Source organism: Streptomyces sp. NPDC048636, assembly GCF_040650655.1.
GTDB lineage: Bacteria > Actinomycetota > Actinomycetes > Streptomycetales > Streptomycetaceae > Streptomyces.
On the sequence record NZ_JBEZHR010000003.1, the window covers coordinates 345,980 to 369,249 of the forward strand.

At 74.2% G+C, this 23,270-nt stretch carries 3 protein-coding genes; all 3 read right to left on the bottom strand.

Going from position 1 to position 23,270, the window contains the following annotated elements; genetic code table 11:
• Positions 1-7: 7 nt before the first annotated feature.
• A complete protein-coding gene (locus AB0C66_RS12060; RefSeq protein WP_362436185.1) occupies positions 8-15,442 on the bottom strand; it encodes an amino acid adenylation domain-containing protein in 15,435 nt (5,144 codons plus the stop codon).
• The gene (locus tag AB0C66_RS12065) at positions 15,439-21,780 is read right to left on the bottom strand and encodes an amino acid adenylation domain-containing protein (protein ID WP_362436187.1); all 6,342 of its coding nucleotides are present in this window, start codon (positions 21,778-21,780) and stop codon (positions 15,439-15,441) included. Before AB0C66_RS12065 ends, AB0C66_RS12060 begins: the two co-directional genes overlap by 4 nt.
• Positions 21,781-22,016: 236 nt before the next feature.
• Positions 22,017-23,264: a cytochrome P450 gene (locus AB0C66_RS12070; protein WP_362436189.1), complete on the bottom strand. Its 1,248-nt coding sequence runs from the start codon at positions 23,262-23,264 to the stop codon at positions 22,017-22,019.
• Between the last annotated feature and the right edge of the window lie 6 nt (positions 23,265-23,270).

Sequence of the window (23,270 nt, forward strand, 5' to 3'; positions counted from 1 at the left end):
TCATCAGCTAAAGCCCACTCTCGAACGCGTCGATCTCGTCCTGCGAAAGCGACAGCAGGGAGAGGTCGGACGGGGTGAAGCCGCCCGCCTCGGGGCGTTCGGCGTGTGTGACCAGGGCGCGCAGACCCTCGAACCAGTAGTCCGCCACCCGGCGGACCTCGTCCTCCGCCAGCAGTTCGCCCGGCCAGGACCAGATGGCCACCAGCCGCACCCCGTCGGGGCGGTCCTGGGCGACGGCGCTCACGCCGAGGGCGTGGGCCAGGGGCAGGGCCGGGTCGCCTCCGGAGCCGAGGGTCTCGGTGGCCTCCGGCGGCGCCGCCCAGTCCTCCGCGCGCACCGCGCCGGGGTCCACCGCCGTGAACCGGCCCAGGTAGTTGAAGCCGATCTGCGGTGCGGCGAGCGCGGCCAGCTCCGGGCCGTGCTCCGGGTGGAGATGGCGCAGCAGCCCGTAGCCGAGCCCCTTGTCGGGCAGGGTGCGCAGCTGCTCCTTGACCGCCTTCAGCGCGGCGCCGAGCGCCGGTCCCCCGGTGCGCAGCTCCTCCTCGGGCACCGGTCCGGGGTCGACGGCGACCGGGTAGAGGCTGGTGAACCAGCCGACCGTGCGGGACAGATCGGTCCCGTCCACGATCTCCTCGCGGCCGTGCCCCTCAAGACCGACCAGCAGCGCCGAGCCGTCACCCCTGCCGCGGTCGCGCCGCCAGCGGGCGACGGCCAGGGCCAGACCGGTCAGCAGGACGTCGTCCACCCCGGCGTTGAAGGCCGCGGGCACCCGGCCGAGCAGTGGTCCGGCCACCTCGGCCGGCAGGGTCACGGTGAAGCTGCGGGCGCTGCCCACCACATCGCGGGCCGGGTCCAGCGGGCGGTCCGCGAGCGCCGGGTCGTCGGTGGCCAGCACCGAACGCCACAGCTCCAGCTCGGCGGTGCGCTCGCTGCCGGTGGCCTGCTCGGCCAGCAGCCGCGCCCAGCGGCGGAACGAGGTGCCCACCGGGGCGAGTCGCACGTCGGCACCGGTGGTGACCGCCTGCCAGGCGATCTTCAGATCCTCCTGGAGGACCCGCCAGGACACCCCGTCCACGGCCAGGTGGTGCACCACGAGCATCAGCCGGCCGGGGCGGTCACGTCCGGCGTCGAACCACACGGCCCGCACCAGCTCGCCGTCGTCCGGGGACAGTTCGCCCTGGACCCGGGTCTGTTCCGCGGCGACCCTTTCGATCAGCGCGGAGGGCGCCACCTCGGCGATGTCCACCCGGCTGATCAGCCGGGCCGCCTCCACCGCGCCCTTGGGCGCGATCTCCAGCCGTGGCCCGGCCCCGCCGCCCGCGGGCAGCAGCCTGGCCCGCAGTGTGTCGTGGTGGTCCAGGACGGCCTGGAGCGCGGCGGCGAGCAGACTCTCGGAGCAGTCCGCGGGCACCTGGACCAGATTGGCCTGGTGCACGGTGGCGGTGGGCCCGCCCCGTTCGTAGAGGTCCAGCATCACGGGGGTGAGCGGCAGTTCGCCGAGGGCGTCCTCGGGGGATTCGCCGGGGGCGGCGGCCGTCTCCTCGCGGGCTACCCGCGCCAGCGCCCGTACCGTCTTGTGCCGGAACACCTCCCGCAGACTGACCAGCAGCCCGGCCTGGCGGGCCTTGCTGGCGAGCTGGATGGAGACGATGCTGTCGCCGCCGAGTTCGAAGAAGTCGTCTTCGGGGCCGACCTCCGGCACGCCCAGCACCTCGCGGAAGAGCGCGGTCAGCAGCTCCTCGCGGGAACCACCGCCCGGATCCTCGGCCCCGGCGTCCGGCTCACCGGCCCCGGCGTCCGGCTCGCCGCCGCGGCGGGCGCGTGTCTCCAGCGCCGGGCGCACCGACGCCCACCACCGGGCCGGTGTGTCGTCGCCGAGCTGTCCGACGGGGGTTCCGGGGGCGGCGGCCATGGCTTCCAGGACCCCGCGCAGGGCGGCCATCAGCCCGGCGATCTCGGTGGCGGTGAACAGGTCGGGGCGGTAGCCGAGCCGGCAGTGCAGCCCGGTGCCGTCGAGACCGGCGTCCAGGGTGAGCGGGTAGTGGGTGGCGTCGTTCATCTCCAGGTCCACCGCGCGCACCCGGCCGTCGTCCTCGCCACCGAACCCGGCGCCGTCGGTGGGCACGTTCTGGAACACCAGCAGGGTGTCGAAGAGTTCACCGTGGCCGGTCTCGCGGCGCAGCTCCACCAGCCGGATGTGGTCATGCGCCATCAGCTCGGTCTGCCGCTCCCACAGTCCGCGCAGCAGCGCGTCCAGCGGTTCGGCCGGGTCGATCCGGACCCGTACCGGCACGGTGTTGATGAACAGCCCCACCATCCGCTCGATCCCCGGCACCTGGGGCGGCCGTCCGGCCACCGTGGTGCCGAAGACCACGTCGGCGGAGCCGGTGATCCGGCCGAGCAGCAGCCCCCACGCGGCCTGGACGACGGTGTTCATCGTCACCCCGTGCCGCTGGGCGGTGGCGGTGAGCGCGGCCACCAGGGCGCGCGGCATATGGGCGGAGACCTTCTCCGTCATCACCGGCGGCCGGTCCGGGTCGGCGGGCGCCAGCAGGGTGGGCCCGGCCAGACCGGCCAGCTCCCGTCGCCAGGCGGCCCGGGTGGCCTCCCGGTCCTGGCCGGTGAGCCAGCGCAGGTAGTCGCGGTACGGACGGGCCGGGGGCAGCCCCGAGCCGTCGCCCTCCGCCGCGTACAGCCGCATCAGCTCGTCCAGCAGTACCGGGGTGGACCAGCCGTCGAGCAGCAGATGGTGCCAGGTGAGCACCAGCCGGTGGCGGCCGGTGGCCAGCCGCACCAGGGTGCAGCGCAGCAGTGGCGGCCGGGCCGGGTCGAAGCGGTGGGCGCGGTCCTCGGCCATCACCCGGGCCAGTTCGGCGGCCCGCCGGTCCTCGGGGAGCTCGCTCAGGTCCCGTTCGGACCAGGGGAGTTCGCCCTCGGCGAGCACGATCTGCACCGGCTGGGCCAGTCCCTCGTGGGCGAATCCGGCACGCAGGTTCTCATGGCGGCGCAGCAGGCCCTTTACCGCCGCCCGCAGCGCCCCCGGAACGGGCTCGCCCTCCAGGTCCAGGCCGAACTGGACGGTGTAGACGTCGAGTTCGGTATCGCTGTAGAGCGAGTGGAAGAGCAGTCCTTCCTGGAGCGGGGCGAGTGGAGTGACGTCCACCAGGTCCGGGTGGGCGCGCTCCAGGGTGTCCACCTCGGCCTGGGTCAGCCGGACCAGCGGGAAGTCGGACGGGGTGCGGCCACCGGCGGTGGTGCCCGAGGCCAGCGCGGCGAGCGAGGTCCGCCAGCCGTCGGCCAACTCCCGGACGTCGTCCTCGGCCAGCAGCTCGCCCGCCCAGGTCCAGCGGGCGGTCAGCTCCCCGCCGGTGGCCGTCCACTCGATGTCGAGCGCGTACGGCAGCGGGGTGTCCGGGGCGCCGGGCGGGGTGGGCACGGCCGCGCCGGGGGTGACCCGGATCTGCGGTGCGGCGAACCCGGCGAAGACGGCGGCGGTCTGCGGGTTGAGGTGACGCAGCAGCCCGTAGCCGACGCCGTGGTCGGGCACCGCCGCCAGCCGCTCCTTGATCCGCTTCAGCGCGGCACCCGGCTCCCGGCCGCCGCCGGTGTCGAGGCGGACCGGGCGGGTGGCGGTGAACGGGCCCACGGTGCCGGACAGTTCCTCCGGCGCGCGGCCACGGCCGTCCGCCGCGAGGTCGAGCAGCAGCCCGGCCGGGGCGGGGCGGCCGTGGCGGTCGCGCCATCCGTCCACCGCCAGGGCCAGCGCGGTCAGCAGCACCGTGTCGATGTCGGTGGCGAACCGCGCGGGCACCTGGTTGAGCACCCGTGCCGCGTCCGCGGCGGGCAGGGTCACCTCCAGGGTGCGGGCGGTGGCGGTGAGGTCGCGGGAGCTGTCCAGGGCGCGGGTGCCCAGCGGGGTGTCCCCCGCGCCGAGCACATCGGTCCACACCGCCACTTCCTCGATCCGGGCCGGGTCGACGGCCTCGGCGGCCAGCCGCTCGGCCCAGGCGCGGAAGCTGGTGGCAACGGGGGTGAGCGCCGGGGCGCCGCCCTCGTCGGCGGCCCGCCATGCCTCGGCCAGGTCGGCCAGCAGCACCGGCCAGGAGCCGGGGTCGGCCGCGAGCTGGTGGACGACGAGCAGCAGCCGGTGGACGGCGCCGGGTCCGGCGTCGAACCACACCGCCTGGACCACCGTGCCGCTCTCCGGGGCGAGCCGGGCGCGTGCGGCCGCGGCCTGCTCCCGTACGGCGGCGTCCAGCGGTTCTCCGGTCAGCGCGCGGGCGTCGACGCGGGTGAGCAGCTCACCGGCGGATACGGCGCCGCGCGGCAGCGTCTCCAGGCTCCAGACGTGGTCGCCGACCCGGCGGGTGAGCCGCAGCCGCAGGGTGTCGTGATGGTCCAGCAGCGCCTGGAGCGCCGCCGCCGGTCCGTCCCCGCCCTCAGCCGTCGGCCCGTTCACCGTCCGCGTCACCAGACCGTCGCGGCCGAGGTGGTCGGCCGGACCGCCGGTGCGCAGACCGTGCAGGGCCGGGGTCAGCGGGAGCTCACCGACACCGGTGTCCGGTGCGGTGCGGTCCGCCTCCCCGACGGCCACCGCCGCCGCTGCCAGCTCCTCGACCGTGCGGTGGCGCAGCACATCGGCGGCGGTGAACTCCAGGCCCGCTTCCAGCGCCCGGCTGACGAGCTGGATGGAGACGATGCTGTCGCCGCCCAGCTCGAAGAACCCGTCGTCGATACCGACCCGCTCCACTCCCAGGAGTTCGCCGATCAGCGTGCACAGCAGCCGTTCCCTGGCGTCGCGCGGCTCCCGGCCGCCGCCCCCGCCGAGCTCCGGCTCGGGCAGCGCGGCACGGTCCACCTTGCCGTTGGCGGTCAGCGGCAGCCCGTCCAGCGTCATCAGCACGGCGGGCACCATGTACGCGGGCAGCCGCGCGGCCAGATGGGTGCGCAGCGCCTCCGGGCCCGGTGGCCTGCCGCCCTTGGCGACGGCGTAGCCGATGAGCCGGTCGCGGCCGTGCTCGTCGGGGCGTACGGCCACGGCGGCGCGGTCCACCTTGGGATGCGCGGCCAACGCGGCCTCGATCTCGCCCAGTTCGATCCGGAAGCCACGGACCTTGACCTGGTCATCGGCGCGGCCGAGGAACTCCAGCTGTCCGTCCGCGCGCCAGCGGACCACGTCCCCGGTGCGGTACAGCCGTTCGCCGGGCCCGCCGAACGGGTCGGCGACGAACCGCTCGGCGGTGAGCACCGGCCGGTTCAGATAGCCGCGGGCCAGTCCGGCCCCGGCGATGTACAGCTCACCGGCGACCCCGGCCGGGACCGGGGCCAGCCGGTCGTCCAGGACATAGACCCGGGTGTTCCACACCGGGCCGCCGATGGGCGCGCGTACCGCACCGGTCAGCGGACGGCTCAGGGTGGCCGCCACGGTGGTCTCGCTGGGCCCGTAGGCGTTGACCATCCGGCGTCCGGCGGACCAGCGCGCCACCTGGTCCGGGGCGCATGGCTCACCGCCGACGCCCACGGTGCGCAGCGAGGGGAGCTCGGTGTCGGGCACGGTGGCCAGGGCACCGGCGGTCAACTGGAAGTGGGTGACGGCCTGGTCGCGCAGGAGCGCGGCCAGCTCCGCCCCCACGGGCGCGCCATGGCCCTCGGGCAGTACCAGCGCGGCCCCGCTGAGCAGGGTCATCACCAGATCGGCCATGGAGACGTCGAAACTGGGCGACACCGCTTGCAGCACCCGGCTGTCGGCGTCGAGCGCGAAGCTCTCCCGGTGCGCACCGGCCATGGAGGCGATCCCGGTGTGGGTGACCACCACGCCCTTGGGGCGGCCGGTGGATCCGGAGGTGTAGATGACATACGCGGGGTGGGCCACGTCCAGCGGCCGCACCCGGTCCGCGTCGGTGGGGTCGGCCGTGGCCGCGGCGGCCAGTTCGGCGCGCACCTGCGCACCGTCGACCACCAGCGGCGGCACTCCGGTGGCCGCGCCGATCCGTCCGGCCTCGGCCGCGGTGGTGAGGACCAGCGCGGGCCGGGCGTCCCGGACGAGGAACGCGATCCGCTCGTCCGGATAGCCGGGGTCCACCGGCAGATACGCCGCCCCCGCCTTGAGCACACCGAGCGTGGCCGCGAGCCAGTCGAGCGACCGGGGCACGGCCACCGCGACCGGGTCCTCCGGGCCCGCGCCCCGGGCGATCAGCAGCCGCGCCCACCGGTTGGCGCGCACGTCGAGCTCGGCGTAGGTCAGCCTCTCGGCGCCCGCGACCACCGCGGTGCGGTCCGGGGTACGGGCGGTCTGCGCCGCGAACAGCTCCGGGAACGAGGCGGGTCCGGCCTCCCGGGCGGTGTCGTTCCACTCGACGAGCACCCGCCGCCGCTCCTCGCCGCGCAGCAGTTCCACCCCGCCCACGGGCTGCCGCGGATCCTCGGCGACGGCGGCCAGCACGGCGCCGAACCGCGCCGCCAGCGACTCCACGGTGGTGTGGTCGAACAGCTCGGTGCGGTAGGTGATCTGGCCGCGCAGCCCGGCGGGCGCGCCGTCCGCGTCGAACGTCTCGCCCAGCTCCACCCCGAGGTCCACCTTGGCCGAGGTCAGCTCGAAGGCGGCCGGGGAGGCGGTGAGTCCGGGCAGCTCGAGCCGGGGTGCCGCGTTGTTCTGGAACGCCAGGAACACCTGGAACAGCGGGCTGTGCGCGCCCGTCCGGTCCGTGCCGAGCGCGTCGACCAGCCGCTCGAACGGCACGTCCTGGTGGGCGTAGGCGGCCAGGTCCGCCGCCCGCACCCGGTCCAGCAGCTCCCCGAAGCCCGGGTCGCCGCCGAGGTCGGTGCGGAGCACCAGGGTGTTGACGAAGAACCCGACGAGGTCCTCCAGCGCCTCGTCCGCGCGTCCGGCCACGGCGGTGCCGATGGGGATGTCGTCGCCCGCGCCCAGCCGGTGCAGCAGGGTGGCGAGTCCGGCCTGCACCACCATGAACAGGCTGACCTGGTGTTCCCGGGCCAGCTCGGCCAGCCGGGCGTGCAGTGCGGCGTCGTAGGTGAACTCCACCACCCCGCCCTCGTGGCCGGGTTCGGCCGGCCGCGGCCGGTCGGTGGGCAGCGCCAGTTCGGCGGGGGCGCCGTCGAGCGCGTCCGCCCAGAACTCCAGCTGCCGGGAGAGCGGGCTCTCCGGGTCGTCCGGGTCGCCCAGCACGGCGGCCTGCCACAGGGTGTAGTCGGCGTACTGGACGGGCAGCGGGGCGAACTCCGGGGCGTGGCCGCGGACCCGGGCCGCGTAGGCGGTGGACAGATCGCGGGCGAGCGGTGCGTTGGACCAGCCGTCGCTCGCGATGTGGTGGACGGTCAGCAGCAGGACCCACTCGTCGTCGGAGACCGTGAACAGCCGGGCCCGCAGCGGGATGTCGGTGGCCAGGTCGAAACCGCGCGCCGCGGCCTCGCGCAGCGCCTCCGCCACACCGGTGGCGGGCACGTCGGCCGTCTCCAGCGGGACGGTGACCTCCTCCGGGGCCAGGATCCGCTGGCGCGGCCGCCCCCGGTGCTCGGGGAAGACGGTCCGCAGGGACTCATGGCGGGCGAGCACATCGCCGAGCGCGGCGCGCAGCGCGTCCGGGTCCAGGGTGCCGCGCAGCCGGATCGCGATCGGCACGTTGTAGGTACCGGTCGGGCCGTGCAGCCTGCCCAGGAACCACAGCCGCCGCTGGGCGGAGGAGAGCGGGATCTCCTCGGGCCGCTCCGCCGGGACCAGCGCCGGGCGGGCGCCGCCCGCGTCGGCCAGCCGCCGGGCGAGCAGCCGCGCGGTGGGCGCCTCGAAGACCGCCCGTACGTCCACCTCGGCGCCGAAGGCCGAGCGGACCCGGCTCAGCAGCCGTACCGCGCTGAGCGAGTTGCCACCGAGCGCGAAGAAGTCGTCGTCCACACCGGCTTCGGGGAGCTCCAGCACCCGCGCGAACAGCGCGCACAGGATCTCCTCCTGCGGGGTGCGCGGGGTCCGCGCGGCCACCGCCCCGGAGCGGAACTCCGGCTCCGGCAGCGCCGCCCGGTCCAGCTTGCCGTGCGCGGTCAGCGGCAGCGCGTCCAGCACCACCACCGCGTCCGGGACCATATACGCGGGCAGCGCGTCGGCCGTCCGGGCGCGCACCGCGGCGCCGTCCAGGGTCCGCCCCGGGCGGGCGGTGGCGTAGGCGACCAGCCGCCGGGTGCCGGGCCGGTCCTCGCGGACCACCACGGCCTGGGCGGCCACCTCCGGGTGGGCGGCGACGGCCGCGGCCACCTCGCCCAGTTCGATCCGGTGGCCGTACAGCTTCACCTGGTCATCGGCGCGCCCGGCGAACACCAGATTCCCGTCCGCCAGCCGTCGGGCCAGATCGCCGGTGCGGTACATCCGGGCCCCGGCAGGGCCGTACGGATCGGCGGTGAACCGCTCGGCGGTCAGCGCCGGGCGGCCCAGATAGCCACGGGCCAGCGCGGTCCCGGCGATATACAGCTCGCCCACCACGCCCGCGGGCACCGGCCGCAGCGCCGCGTCGAGGACGTACGCCCGCACATTGCCCTGCGGACGGCCCATCGGCACCGGCCCGCCGGGCAGTTCGTCCCCCGGCGCGATCCGGTACTCGGTGCAGTTCACGGTGGCCTCGGTGGGCCCGTAGACATTCCACACGGTGACCGCCGGATGGCGCGCCCGCCACTCCGCGAGCGCCTCCCCCATCAGCGCCTCACCGCCGAGCAGCAGCTCCCGCGCGGGCGAGAAGCCGTCGGGCAGCGCGCCCAGCAGCGGCAGATGGCTGGGGGTGGCCTTCAGGAACGTCACCGGGGTGTCCGCCAGCCGGGCCGCGACCGGGTCCTGCTCCGCCAGCGCCCCGACGAGCACCGTGCCGCCGGTCACCAGCGGGGTGAACAGGGCCGTGACGGTGAGGTCGAAGGAGACCGGCGAATGCAGCAGCGCCGCCCCGGCCGCGCCGGGGTAGGTCCGCGCGGTCCAGGCCAGGTAGTCGGCGACCGAACGGTGCGCCACCACCACGCCCTTGGGACGTCCGGTGGAGCCCGAGGTGTAGATGACATACGCGGCGTGGTCCGGGGTGAGCGGCGCGCGCCGGTCGCCGTCGCCCAGGCCGCCGGACGGCAGCGCGGCGAGCGCGGCACGCGTGGCGGGGTCGTCGACCACCACCCGCTCCACCTCGTCCCCGGGCAGCCCGGCGGCCAGCTCCGCGGTGGTCACCAGCAGCACCGGGGCGCTGTCGGCCAGCATGTAGCCGATCCGCTCCGCCGGGTACGCCGGGTCCACCGGGACATACGCGGCACCGGACTTCACCACCGCGAGCAGCGCGACGACCAGTTCGGCGGAGCGCTCCATCGCCACCGCCACCAGCCGCTCGGGCCCCGCGCCGCGCTCGGCCAGCAGCCGGGCGAGCCGGTTGGCGCGCGCGTCGACCTCGGCGTACGACAGCTCGGTGCCGCCGTGGACGAGGGCGGGCGCGTCCGGGGTGCGGGCCGCCTGCGCCGCGAACAGCTCCGGCAGTGTCCGCTCCGCCGGGGGGAGTTCGGGCCCGGCCCACTGGGACTCCAGCAGCGCCCGCTCCCGCGCGTCGAGCAGATCGAGGCGGCCGACGGGCAGTTCGGGGGTGGCGGCGATCGTCTCCAGCAGCCGCCGCATCCGCGCGGTGACGGCCGTGGCGGTGTCCGCGTCGATCAGATCGGGGCGGTGGTACCAGTGCAGCGCCATCCGCCGCTCGTCCGCCATCACCACCATGCCCAGCGGATAGTGGTTGTCGCCCTTGGTGTCGACCTCGGACAGGGTCAGCCCGTGCACCGGCCCCTCGGCGCCGTCGGAGGGGAAGTTCTCGAAGACCACGGCGGTGTCGAAGAGCGTGCCGAGGCCGGTCAGCCGCTGGAGGTCGGCCAGACCCAGGTAATGGTGGGCCAGCAGCCCGACCCGGCCCTCCTGGACCCGCAGAAGGGTGTCCAGCAGCGAGGCGGCGGGGTCGATCCGCACCCGCACCGGCACGGTGTTGCTGAACAGCCCCACCATGGACTCCACGCCCGGCAGCTCCGGCGGACGGCCCGAGACGGTCTCGCCGAACAGCACATCGTCCCGGCCGGTCAGCCCGCCGAGCAGCAGCCCCCACGCGCCCTGCACCACCGCGTTCATGGTCAGCCCATGGCGGCGGGCGAGCCCGCCCAGCGCGGCGGTCAGCTCCGCGGGCAGCTCATCGGTGATCCGCCCGGGCAGGACGGCCGCGCGGCCCGCGGCGTCCGGCGCCACCAGGGTCGGGGCGTCCACCCCGGCCAGCGCGGTACGCCAGGCGTCCTCGGCGGCGGCCCGGTCCTGCCGGGACAGCCAGACCAGATAGTCGCGGTACGGGACGACCGGCGGCAGCGCCGTATCGTCGCCCCCGCTGCCGTACAGCGCGAACAGCTCCCCCGCCAGCACCGGCGCGGACCAGCCGTCCAGCAGCAGATGGTGGGCGGCGAACAGCAGCCGGTGGGTGTCCTCGCCGAGCCGGATCAGGGTGAAGCGCAGCAGCGGCGGTGTCCGCGGGTCGAAGCGGTGGGCCCGCTCGGCGTGCAGCAGCCGGTCCAGTTCGGCGGTGCGCTCGGCCTCGCCGAGCCCACTGAGGTCGATCTCGTACCAGGGGAGGGCGGCCTCGTGCGGAATCAGCTGGAACGGCCGTCCGTCGGCGGTGCGGTGGAATCCGGCGCGCAGGGTGTCATGACGGCGCAGCAGCCCGCTCACGGCGGCGCGCAGCGCGGCGGTGTCCAGCCTGCCGGACACATCGACGGCGAGCCGGGTGATGTAGACGTCCTCGGCGTCCCGGTCGTACGCGGTGTGGAAGAGCAGCCCCTCCTGGAGCGGGGAGAGCGGCAGCACATCGGTGACCCCGGGCTGGGCGGCGGCGAGCCGGTCGATCTCCTCCTGCTCCAGCGCCACCAACGGCAGGTCGGACGGGCTGAGTCCGCCGCCACCCGGCCGTTCGGCGTGTGCCACCAGCGCCTCCAGCGCGGTGAACCACGCCCGCGCCACCTCCGCCACCTCGTCCTCGGTGAGCAGCTCGCCCGGCCAGGTCCAGGTGACCGAGAGACGGGGGCCCTCGGGGTGGGTCTCGGTGACGGCGTTGACGGTGAGCGTGTACGGCAGCGGGGTGGCCGCGTCGGCGCCACCGCCGAGACCGCCCCCGGACCCGTCCTCGCCGTCCGCGGTGCCGATCCGGCCCAGGTAGTTGAAGCCGATCTGCGGTTCGGGGTACTTGGCCAGGGTGACCGCGGTGCGCGGGTTGAGATGGCGCAGCAGTCCGTACCCGATCCCGTGGTCGGGGACGGCGCGCAGCTGTTCCTTGACCCGCTTCAGCGCCGCGGCCAGCTCGGGCCCGGCCTCGGCCACCTGCTCACGGGAGAGCGTGCCCGGGTCCACCCGTACCGGGTACAGACTGGTGAACCAGCCGACCGTACGGGACAGATCGGCGCCCGGCACGATCTCCTCGCGGCCGTGGCCCTCCAGTCCGATCAGCACCGAGGAGGTGTCACCGCGGCCGTGGCGGCGCCGCCAGTCGGCCACCGCCAGCGCCAGCGCGGTCAGCAGCACATCGTTGACCTCGGCGCGGAACGCGGCGGGCACCCGGCCCAGCAGCGGTTCGGTCACCTCGGCGGGCAGCCGCAGGGTCAGCTGACCGGCGGTGGCGAGGGTGTCCCGGGCCTGGTCCAGCGGACGCGCGGTCAGCGCCGGGTCACCGCCGCTCAACACCTCGCGCCACAACGGCAGTTCACGCATCCGCTCGGGTTCCGACGCGGCGGCCGTCAGCGCCCGCGCCCAGGCGCGGAACGAGGTGCCCACCGGCTCGGGGACAAAGCGGCGGCCTGCGGCGGCGGCCTCCAGGGCGGCGGTCAGCTCGGGCAGCAGAATGCGCCAGGAGACCCCGTCCACGGCCAGGTGGTGGATCACCAGCAGCAGCCGCCCAGGCCGGTCCGGGCCCGCGTCGCACCACACGGCCCGCACCATCCGGCCCTCGCCGGGCGCCAGCAGGGCCTGCGCCGCGCCGAACTCCTCGGCGGTCAGCGCCGCCAGGGCGGCGCCGTCCAGACCGGTGGTGTCCACCCGGCGCAGACAGTCCTCGGCGCGCACCGCGCCACGCGCCGCGACCTCGAGGGTCCACTCGCCGATGTCCTCGATCCGGTGCAGCCGCAGCCGCAGCGTGTCGTGGTGGTCCAGCAGCGTCTGGAGCACCTGGGTGACCCGCTCGGTGTCCAGACCGGCGGGCACCGGGACGGGCATGGCCTGGTTGAACTGGTCGACGGGGCCACCGTGTTCGCTGAACCAGTGGATGATCGGGGTCAGCGGCACCCCGCCGATCCCGTCCGAGGGCGCGGTGCGCCGCGCGGGCGCCTTGCCCTCGGTGGCGACCCGGGCCAGCGCCTCGACCGTCTTATGGGTGAAGACATCACGGGGGCTGAACCGCAGCCCGGCCTTGCGCGCCCGGCTGATCAGCTGGATCGAGCCGATGCTGTCGCCGCCCAGCTCGAAGAAGGACTGGTCGGCGCCGACCTTCTGCACCCCCAGCACCTCGGCGAAGAGCCCGCACAGCAGCTTCTCGCGGTCGGTGGCCGGTTCCCGGCCGGTGTCCTCGGAGCCGAAGTCGGGGGCGGGCAGCGCCTTGCGGTCCAGTTTGCCGTTGACCATGAGCGGCAGCGCGGCCAGCGGGATGAACAGCGCCGGGACCATATACGCGGGCAGCAGCCCGGCGACGTGGTCACGCAGCGCCTCGGCGCCCGGGGTACGGCCCGGGGCCGGTACGACGTACGCCACGAGCTGCCGTACGCCCGGCTGGGACTCATGGACGACCACGGCGGCGCCGTCAAGCTCGTCATGGCGGGCGAGTACCGCCTCGATCTCGCCGAGTTCGATCCGGAAGCCACGGATCTTGACCTGGTCATCGGCCCGGCCCACGAACTCCAGCTGACCGTCCGCACGCCAGCGCGCCACATCCCCGGTGCGATACATCCGCGAACCGGCCGGACCGAACGGATCGGCCGTGAACCGCTCCGCCGTCAACGCCGCCCGCCGCAGATAACCACGCGCCAACCCCGGACCCGCCACATACAACTCACCCGCCACCCCGGGCGGAGCCAACCGCAACGAACCATCCAGCACATACCCACGGGTACCGGGAACCGGACTGCCGATCGGGGGCGCACCGGCCCCGACGGTCAACGGCTCACTCATCGACACGGCCACGGTGGACTCGGTCGGCCCGTACGCGTTCACCATCCGACGACCGGGCGCCCAGCGCTCCACCAGCTCCGCCGGGCAGGCGTCACCGCCGACGATCAGACAGTGGAAGTCCGGCAGTTCGGCGGCGGGAACGCTCGCCAGCGCGGCGGGCGGGATCAGGGCATGGGTCACCCGACGACCGGAGATCACCTCGGCGAGCGGTTCACCCGCGAGCGGTCCGGGTGCCGGAACCACCAGCGTGGCACCGGACGTCAGCGTCATACACAGCTCCAGCACCGAAGCGTCGAAGCTCGGCGAGGAGAACTGCAACACCCGGCTCCCCGCCGACACCGCGAACCGCTCCCGCTCAGCCGCCGCGAAAGCCGCGATCCCACGGTGCGACACCACCACACCCTTGGGCATACCCGTCGAACCCGAGGTGTAGATGACATACGCGGGGCTGTCGAGCGGAACAGCGACGCCGGGCGCGTCCGACGAGGTGTCGTCGTCTCCCTCCAGGAGCAGCACCCTCCGGCCCCCGGGCACCACCTCCGCGTACGCCTCCGTGGTCAGCACCACCACCGGACGGGCGTCATCCAGCATGAACGCCACCCGCTCCACCGGATACTCCGGATCCACCGGCAGATACGCCGCCCCCACCCGCATCACCGCAAGCGAAGCCACCACCGACTCCACCGAACGCCCCAACACCAGGGCCACCACATCCTCCGACCCCACACCGGCAGCGACCAACCGCCGGGAAAGCACCTCAGCCCGCGCCGCCAACTCCCCATACGTCAACGCCACATCCGCCGACTCCACCGCCACCGCACCCGGCGTCCGCGCCACCTGCGCCGCGAACAACTCCGGGAACGTCGCCGGTTCGACGACGGGGCCGGTGGCGCGTCCGCCGCCCAGCTCCCGCCGCTCGTCGTCGGAGAGCAGCGCGATCCGACCGGCCGGACGGTCCGGCTCGTCGATCAGCGTGGTCAGGATGCGGACGAGACGCTCGCCCGCGATGGCCACCTCGGCCCGTGTGAAGAGGTCGGGCCGGTAGTTGAGTACCAGCCGCAGCCGTCCCTCGAAGACATGCGCCACCAGGCACAGCGGATAGTGGTTGGCGTCCAGGACGTCGAAGCCGTCGATCCGCAGCTCGCCCGCGAGCCCCCGCAGCGACTCCAGGTCGAACGGGAAGTTCTCGAACGCCACATAGGTGTCGAAGAGTTCGCTGTGCCCGGCCAGCCGGTGGATCTCGCTCATCCCCAGGTGCTGGAACGGCATCAGCTCCATGTGTTCGCGCTGGAGCCCGGCGAGGGCGTCGGCCAGTGGGGTGCCCGGGTCGATCCGCATCCGCACCGGCAGCGTGTTGATCATCATGCCGACCATGCGCTCGACCCCCGCGACCTCCGGCGGGCGGCCGGAGACGACGGTGCCGAAGGTGATGTCGTCCCGGCCGGTCAGCGCGGCGAGCAGCAGGGCCCAGGCGCCGTGTACGGCGGTGGAGAAGGTGAGGTCACGGCCGCGCAGCCGGGCCGAAAGCGCCTCGGTCCGCGCCTCCGTCAGCTCCAGCGCGAGCTGTTCGGGGTGGACGACCGCGCGCCCGGGGTCGGCCGGGGCGAGCCGGGTGGGCGCGTCGATGCCCTCCAGGGCCTGCTTCCACACCTTCTCGGCGCGGCTGTCGTCCTGTCCGGCCAGCCACGCCAGATGTTCGCGGAACGGGGTGACGGTGGGCAGCGCGGCGGTGTCGCCCCCGCCGCCGTACAGCTCGAACAGCTCGCCCAGCAGCACCGAGGTGGACCAGCCGTCCAGCAGGATGTGGTGGAAGGTGCACAGGAAACGGTGGGCGCCGTCGCCGAGCCGCACCAGCAGGAACCGCATCAGCGGCGGCCGGGACAGATCGAAGCGGTGGGCCTTCTCGGCGCTCTGCAACCGCTCCAGTTCCGCGGCGCGTGCGTCCGCCTCGAGCCCGCCGAGGTCGGCCTCCGCCCACGGCAGTTCCACCTCACGGGAGACCACCTGCACCGGGCGGCTCTGCTTGGGGTGCAGAAAGCCGACGCGCAGATTGGCGTGGCGGCGCAACAGGGCCGCGGCGCTCGCCCGCAGCGCCGCCACGTCCAGCGCCCCGCCCAGGTCCAGGACGACCTGCACGGTGTAGACGTCGTGGCCCTTCTCGTCGTACAGCGCGTGGAAGAGCAGCCCCTCCTGGAGGGGCGACAGGGGAAGGATGTCCTCGGGGCCCGACTTCGTCATTGCAGCGTCCTCCACTCGGCTTCCAGGCCGTCGATCTCGTCTTGGGATAGCTCCACCAGCGACAGGTCCGACGGCGCGTGGCCGCCGGCCTCCGGCCGCTCGGCGTGGTCGGCCAGTGCGCGCAGCGCGCGGAACCAGCCGTCGGCCAGCTCGCGCACATCGGCGTCGGACAGCAGTCGGCCGGGCCAGGTCCAGGAGGCCAGCAGCCGGTGGCCGTCGGGGTGCCGGTGGGCGACCGCGTTCAGCTCCACCACATGGGACAGGGGCTGGTGCGGATCGCCGTCGCCGAGCACGGCGTCGGACTCGGCGGCGGGGCTCCAGTCGCCCGCCGTACCGGATCCGGGCGCGTCGGCGCGGCCCAGGTAGTTGAAGAGCAGCTGAGGGGTGGCGAGCCCGGCGAGCCGGGTGCCGGTGGTGGGGTCGAGATGGCGCAGCGGCCCGTAGCCGGTGCCCTCGCCGGGCAGGGCGCGCAGCTGCTCCTTGACGGTGCGCAGCGCGGTCCCGGCCGCCGGGCCACCGGACCACAGTCCGGCCCAGTCGCCGTCGGCCACCTCCGGGTCGAGCCGGGCGGGGTGGATGCTGGTGAACCAGCCGACGGTACGGGACATATCGAGGCCGTCCCCGGTGTCCTGGCGGCCATGGCCCTCCAGGTCCACGAGCGCGCCGGGGCCGCCGGGTCGTCCGCGCCGGGTCCGCCAGTCGCTGACGGCCAGGGCGAAGGCGGTGACCAGCACCTCGTGCACGGTGGCGCGCAGGGCGGCCGGCGCGCTCGTCAGCAGCGGCTCGGTGCGGTCGGCGGGCAGGGTCATGGTGATCCGCCGGGCGGCTCCGGCGGTGTCGGTGGCCGGGTCCAGCGGGGTGTCCACCAGTCCGGGCGCGGGCCGCCGCAGGGTCCCGGCCCAGAAGGCGGCCTCGGTGGCATCGGTGGCCCGTGTGCGCAGGGCGGTGGCCCACTGGCGCAACGAGGTGGTGGCGGGCGGCAGTTCGGGGGCGCGGTCCTCGCCCGCCGCCTCCCAGGCGGTGCGCAGATCCTCGAGCAGGATCTGCCAGGACACCCCGTCCACCGCGAGGTGGTGGACGGCGAACAGCAGCCGTCCGGGGGCGTCCGGCCCGGCGTCGCACCAGACGAGCTGGGCCATCACCCCGGTCTCCGGGTCGAGCCGCCGCCAGGCCGCGTGCGCCTGTTCGGCCACGGTGGCGCGCAGCGCGTCCGCGTCCTGACCGGCCACCGCGACCCGCCGGACCAGGTCCCGCGCGGCCACGGCACCGCGTTCGGCGATCCGGTACGTCCAGCCGTCCCCGTCGCGCCGGGCACGCATCCGCAGGGCGTCATGGTGGTCCAGGACCGCCGCGAGGGCGGTGGTGAACCGGTCGCCGTCGCCCGCGCCGGGCGGCACCCGGGTCAGGGTGGTCTGGTGGAAGGAGGCGAACGGGCCGCCGGGGCCGCCCCGTTCCTCCAGCCAGCGCATCACCGGCGTGGCCGGGAGGTCGCCGACGGCGCTCATGACCGGCTGCGGCGCGGTGGCCGCGGCGGGTCCGTCGTCCGGCAGCGCGGCGGTGATCCGGGCCACCGTCTTGTGCTCGAAGACGTCCTTGGGGGCGAGGTCGAGCCCCATCCGGCGGGCGCGGGCGACCAGCTGGATGGAGACGATGCTGTCGCCGCCCAGCTCGAAGAACGAGTCGTCCAGGCCGACCCTCGCCACGCCCAGCACCTCGGCGAAGAGTCCGGCGAGCGCCGCCTCCCGAGGATCGCGCGGCGCCTCGGGCCCGGTGTGCGCACCGTCCGCGCCGGTGTCCGCGCCGGTGGTGTCCGCGCCGGTGTCCGGGGCGGGCAGCGCCCGGGTGTCCAGTTTGCCGTTGGGGGTGAGCGGCAGCTCCTCCAGCGCGAGGAGAGCGGTGGGGACCATGTAGTCGGGCAGCAGCCCGGCGGTGTGGGCGCGCAACTCCGCCCCGTCCACCGCCGCGCCCGGTTCGGCCACCGTGTAGCCGACGAGCCTGCGCAGCCCCGGCTGGTCCTCGCGGACCACCACCGCGGCCCGCGCCACCGCCGGATGGCGGCACAACACGGCCTCGATCTCGCCCGGTTCGATCCGGAAGCCACGCAGTTTCACCTGGTCGTCGACGCGGCCCAGATAGTCGAGCACCCCGTCCCGCCGCCAGCGGGCCAGATCGCCGGAGCGGTACATCCGGGCCCCGGGCGCGCCGTACGGGTCGGCGACGAACCGTTCCGCGGTCAGCCCCGGGCGGCGCAGATAGCCGCGGGCGAGCTGACCGCCCGCGATGTACAGCTCCCCGGGGACACCGGGCGGCACCGGCCGCAGCGAGCCGTCCAGCACATGGACGGCCGAGTTCGCCATCGGGCGGCCGATCGGCACCGGACCGGCCGGTATCTCCTCGTCCGGCCCGATGCGGTGGGCCACACAGCCGACGGTGGCCTCGGTGGGACCGTACTCGTTGACGACGGTGGCGCCGGGGTGCCGCTCCCGCCACCGCGCCACCACCTCGCCGAGCAGCGCCTCACCGCCGACGACCAGTTCACCGGTGGGCGAGAACTCCTCGGGGAGCAGCCCGAGCAGACCCAGATGGGACGGGGTGGCCTTGAGGAAACCGGGCCGGGGCGCGCCGTCGCCGGGCTCCTCCAGCGCGGTGATCCGTACCTGACCGCCGCTGATCAGGGGCGCGTAGAGCGCGGTGACGGTCAGGTCGAAGGAGACCGGTGAGTGCAGCAGCGCGCTCCGCGCGACCGACGGATAGCGCTGCCGGGCGTCGTCCAGGTACACCGCCACCGAGCGGTGGGCGACCACCACGCCCTTGGGGCGGCCGGTGGAGCCGGAGGTGTAGATGACATACGCCGGGTGGTCGGCGGCCAGCGGGGCGCGGCGGTCGGCGTCGGACGGATCCCGCTCCACGGTGCTCCCGGCGCGGGACACATCGAGCACCGGCAGCCCGTCGGGTACGGCGACGGCGGCGGACGGTGCGGTGAGCACCAGCGCCGGATCGGCGTCGGCGAGCATGAAGGCGATGCGCTCGGCGGGGTGGTCGGGGTCCACCGGCAGATACGCGGCGCCCGACTTGACCACCGCGAGCAGCGCCACCACCAGATCGGCGGAGCGCGGCAGCACCACGGCGACCACCCGCTCGGGCCCGGCGCCACGCGCGATCAGCTCATGGGCCAGCCGGTTGGCGCGTGTGTTCAGCTCGGCGTAGCGGTACGTCAGCGCGCCCTCGGCCAGCGCGGGCGCGTCCGGGGTGCGGGCGGCCTGGGTCTGGAACAGCTCGGGCAGCAGCGCACCGGGCGACGCCACGGTGGGCGCCTGGTTGAAGCCGTACAGCACTCGTTCGCGTTCGGCGGCGGTGAGCAGTCCGATACCGCTGAGCGGGCGGTCGGGTTCGGCGGTCACCGCGTCCAGCAGCCGGACGAACCGGTCGGCCAGCCGCTCGACGGTGTCCCGGTCGAACAGGTCGGTGGCGTACTCCAGCCGTCCGTCGATCCCGGTGACGGCGCCCCGCTCGGCGGCCCGCTCATCCAGGCCGAACAGCAGGTCGATCTTGGTGACTCCGGGGTCCACCTGCTGCGGGGTCGCGGTCAGCCCCGGGAGCTCCAGCGTGGACTCGGACGGAGTCTGCACATCCATCATCACCTGGAACAGGGGATTGCGGGACAGCGAGCGCTCCGGGTTGAGCGCCTCCACCAGCCGCTCGAACGGCACGTCCTGGTGGGCGTGGGCGGCGAGCGCCATCTCCCGGGCCCGGCCGAGGAGTTCGGCGAAGCTCGGGTCACCGGAGAGGTCGTTGCGGAACACCACGGTGTTCACGAAGCAGCCGATGAGTTCGTCCAGCGCCGGATCGGTGCGCCCGGCGACCGCGCTGCCCAGCGGGATATCGGTGCCCGCGCCCAGCTTGCCGAGCAGCACGGCCACCGCGCTCTGGAAGACCATGAACAGACTGGCGCCATGGGCGCGGGCCAGCCCTGTCAGCCGCTCATGCAGTCCGGCGCCGATGGCGAACCGCACGATGTCGCCGCGCTGGCTCAGGACCGGCGGCCGGGGCCGGTCGGTCGGCAGCGCCAGCTCCTCCGGCAGCCCCGCCAGGGCGCGCTTCCAGTAGGCGAGCTGGCGGCCGAGCGGGCTGTCCGCGTCCTCGTCACCACCGAGCACGGAGTGCTGCCACAGGGTGTAGTCGGCGTACTGGACGGCCAGCGGCGGGAGTTGGGGCGCGTCGCCCGCCGTCCGCGCGGTGTACGCCCGGCCCAGGTCGCGGGCGAGCGGGGCGAGCGAGAGCCCGTCGGCGACGATGTGGTGCAACACCACCAGCAGAACGTGTTCCCCGGGGCCGAGCGCCAGCAGCCGGGGCCGCACGGCCGGTCCGGCCGCCAGGTCGAACCCCTCGGCCACCACGGCGGCCACGGTGGCGTCGAGCGCGTCCTCGGTCACTTCGGTGACCGTCAGCACCACTCGGGCGTCCGCCTCGGCGGGGGTGAGGATGTGCTGCCGGGGGCGGCCGTCGGTGTCGGGGAAACAGGTGCGCAGGCTCTCGTGGCGGGCCAGCACATCGGACAGCGCCAGGCCGAGCGCCGCCCGGTCCAGATGTCCGGACAGCCGCAGCGCCAGCCCCATGTTGTAGGCACCGGTGGGGCCTTGGAGCCGGTTCATGAACCACAGCCGCTGCTGGGTGAGCGACAGCGGCAGCTCGGCGGGGCGCGCCATCGGCGCCAGGGTGGTACGGGCCCCGTCGGCACCCTCGATCCGGGTCGTCAGCAGGGCCACGGTCGGGGCCTCGAAGACGGTGCGCACCGACAGCTCGGCGCCCAGGGTCTCGCGGATCCGGCCGAGCAGCCGGATGGCGGAGAGCGAATGGCCGCCGCGCTCGAAGAAGTTGTCGTCCAGGCCGACGCGGTCGCTCTTCAGCACCTCGGCGACCAGGGCGCACAGGGCCTCCTCGCGCGGGGTGCGCGGGGCGCGGTAAGGAACCTGTTCCGTGGTCACGGCCGCGGGGACGGTCACCGGTGGCACCCAGCCCTCGGGCAGCGGCAGTTCGAGCGCGCCGACGGTGTCCCCGGGCGTGGCGTCGGCCAGGGTGGCCAGGAAGTCCACCAGCCGCTGCCGGTGGTCCGCGACCGTGTCCGTGTCGTACAGGTCGGCGTTGGCGTGGAAGTCGACGAGGAAGCCGTCGCCCGGCTCCCGGTTGTCCACCACCAGCGACAGGTCCTCCTCCGGGCCGATGGAGAAGCCGCGGACGGTGGAGGGGCGGCCCGCGAAGGTCAGCGGGGTGCCGTACATGATGAGGTTGATCTCCGGACCCCACAGCCGCTTGCGCTCCCCCACCCGGCGCAGATCGCGGTGCAGATCCTCGTAGCGGTAGCGCTGGTGGCGCAGCACCTCGTGGAGTTCACCGCTGACGGCGGCCAGCAGCGCGGCCACGGTGGTGTCCGGGCCGACCTCGATCCGCAGCGGCAGCGCGTTGGACACCATGCCGGGGGTCTTCCGGGCGGCCCGGTCGGGGCGGGCGGCCACGGCGAGACCCAGCACCACATCGGTGGCGCCGGTGAGCCGGTGCAGATAGGCGGCGATGGCGGCGACCGTCACGGCCGGCCAGCTCACCCCGGTCTCCCGGCCGAGCGCGCGCAGGCCGTCCGCGGTCTTGGCGGGCACCTCCCCGGCCAGTCGCACATGGTCGGTGGGCACCCGGTCCGGCCGCGGCGCCAGGCTGACCGGTTCGCCGAGACCGGCCAGCCGGGCGGTCCAGAACTCCCGGTCCCCGGCGAACCGTTCGGACTCCCGGTACTCCAGGTCCCGTGCCACCAGGTCGCGCACCGAGCCGAACGGGCCCGGCGACGGCTCCTCCCCGGCCACCAGCGCCGTGTACACCTCGGCGACCCGGGAGACGATCAGCGACCAGCTGAAGCCGTCCACGATGGTGTGGTGCACCCGGCTGAACCAGGTGTAGCGGTCCTCGGCCAGGGTGATCAGCCCGAACGTGAACAGCGGCCCCGTGGACAGGTCCACCGGGGCCGCCACCCGCGCGAGCATCCACTCCTCCGCCTCCGCGGAAGGGTCGGCCGCGCCACTGACGTCGAGCGTGTGCAACGGCCAGTCCACGGCCTCCTGGACGATCTGGCGCGGCCCCTCGGCACCGGGCACGAACCGCAGCCGCAGGGTGTCGGCCTCGTCCACGGTGCGCCGCAGCGCGGCCTCGAACAGCGCGGTGTCCACCGGACCGGAAATCTCGACGCATTCGGCGATGCTGTACATCGGGTTGTCCGGATTCACCTGCTGGGCGAGCCACATTCCGGACTGGGCGGCCGTCAGCGGCACATGGGGACCATTCTGATCGGCCATTGCCATTCACCTCGATTGGGTAGCCTCATCGATCGGGCCCAACCCTACGGAGCTTCGGGAACGGCCCCAGGGGCTCATGAAAAACTTGAAATCGCCGAGAAACGCATATCGAAGAATGCGTATCGCGCTGTACCGGCGGCCCGCCGGACGGCTACCGTCGACGGCTCCCTTGGCATATACGACCGCCCCGGCCACAAGCGCGGCCGGGGCGGTCGTACGGGATCTCGGGCGCGGGCTCAGCCGGTGGCCGGGGTCAGCGCCACCGGCAGACCGCTGTAGCCGTGCAGGAAGTTGGAGTGGATCGGCCGACCCGGTCCTGTCAGCTCCGCCTCGGCCACAAAAGAACGCAGCGCGGTGAGCATCGCATGGATTTCCGCCCGCCCCAGATAAGCGCCGAGACAGAAGTGCGGCCCATATCCGAACGACACATGCTTGTTGGGCGTGCGACCCAGATCGAATACCTCCGGATCGGCGAACACCTCCTCGTCGTAATTGGCCGAGGTGTTCCACAGGGTGACGATGTCGCCCGCCCCGATCCGCACTCCGCCGACCTCGGTGTCCACCACGGCCCGCCGTCCGAAGTGCATGGCCGGGGTGACCCAGCGCAGCACCTCCTCCACGGCGGTGTCCACGGTGACGTCCCCGTCGCGCAGCCGCTTCCACTGCACCGGGTGCTCGATCAGCTCCCGCATCCCGCAGATCATCGACAGCCGACTGGTCTCGTCGCCGCCGAGGATCAGGCTGTAGCAGTTGAAGACGATCTCTTCCTCGGTCAGCGGCTCACCGTCGATCGTCGCCGTGGCCAGGACGCTGATCACATCCCCGGTGGGCTCCTCGCGCCGGTCCTCGGCCAGTTCGGCGAAGTACAGCAGCAGTTCATTGCGGGCCACCAGCGAGTCCTGGACGCTCTGCCCGGCCTCCTCCGCGCTGAGCGCCTGTTTGGTGAGGCTGAGCAGATAGGACCGGTCGGACTCCGGGACACCGAGCAGATCGGCGATGGTGGCCATCGGGATGTGCTCGGCCACGTCCTGCGCGAAGTCGCAGCCGCCGCGCTCGACGGCGGTGCGCACCAGCCGTTCGGTGCGCCGCCGCACCCCGGCCACCACCCGCTCCAGCACCCGTGGCGCGAACGCCTTGAGCAGCAGATTGCGGATCTCGCGGTGGCGCACCCCGTCGGTGACGGCGAGCATCTTGCCGCTCGCCGAGTCGCCGCCCCGGAGCAGCGTGGTGAGGACGTTGCCCTTCTCCGAGGTGAAGGCGCGGTTGTCGCGGTAGACCGACATCACGTCCCGGTAGCGGGAGAGCACCCAGAAACCGGGCATCAGCCCCTCGGTGGGATGCCAGTGCACCGGGCTGTGCTCCCGGAACCGCCGCCACATGGGCGCCAGTTCACGGTCCAGGAAGGTCCGCGGATCGGTGAGGTCGACGGCGCCGGGATCCAGCTCGTCGAGGGTGGAGACCGCGTTATGCGGCTGACCTGACATCCCGCG

What these genes read in the sequence shown, in the direction of transcription:
- AB0C66_RS12065 (WP_362436187.1), bottom strand. Translation starts at nt 21,780, where the DNA reads ATGGCCGATCAGAATGGTCCCCATGTGCCGCTGACGGCCGCCCAGTCC.
- AB0C66_RS12060 (WP_362436185.1), bottom strand. Translation starts at nt 15,442, where the DNA reads ATGACGAAGTCGGGCCCCGAGGACATCCTTCCCCTGTCGCCCCTCCAG.
- AB0C66_RS12070 (WP_362436189.1), bottom strand. Translation starts at nt 23,264, where the DNA reads ATGTCAGGTCAGCCGCATAACGCGGTCTCCACCCTCGACGAGCTGGAT.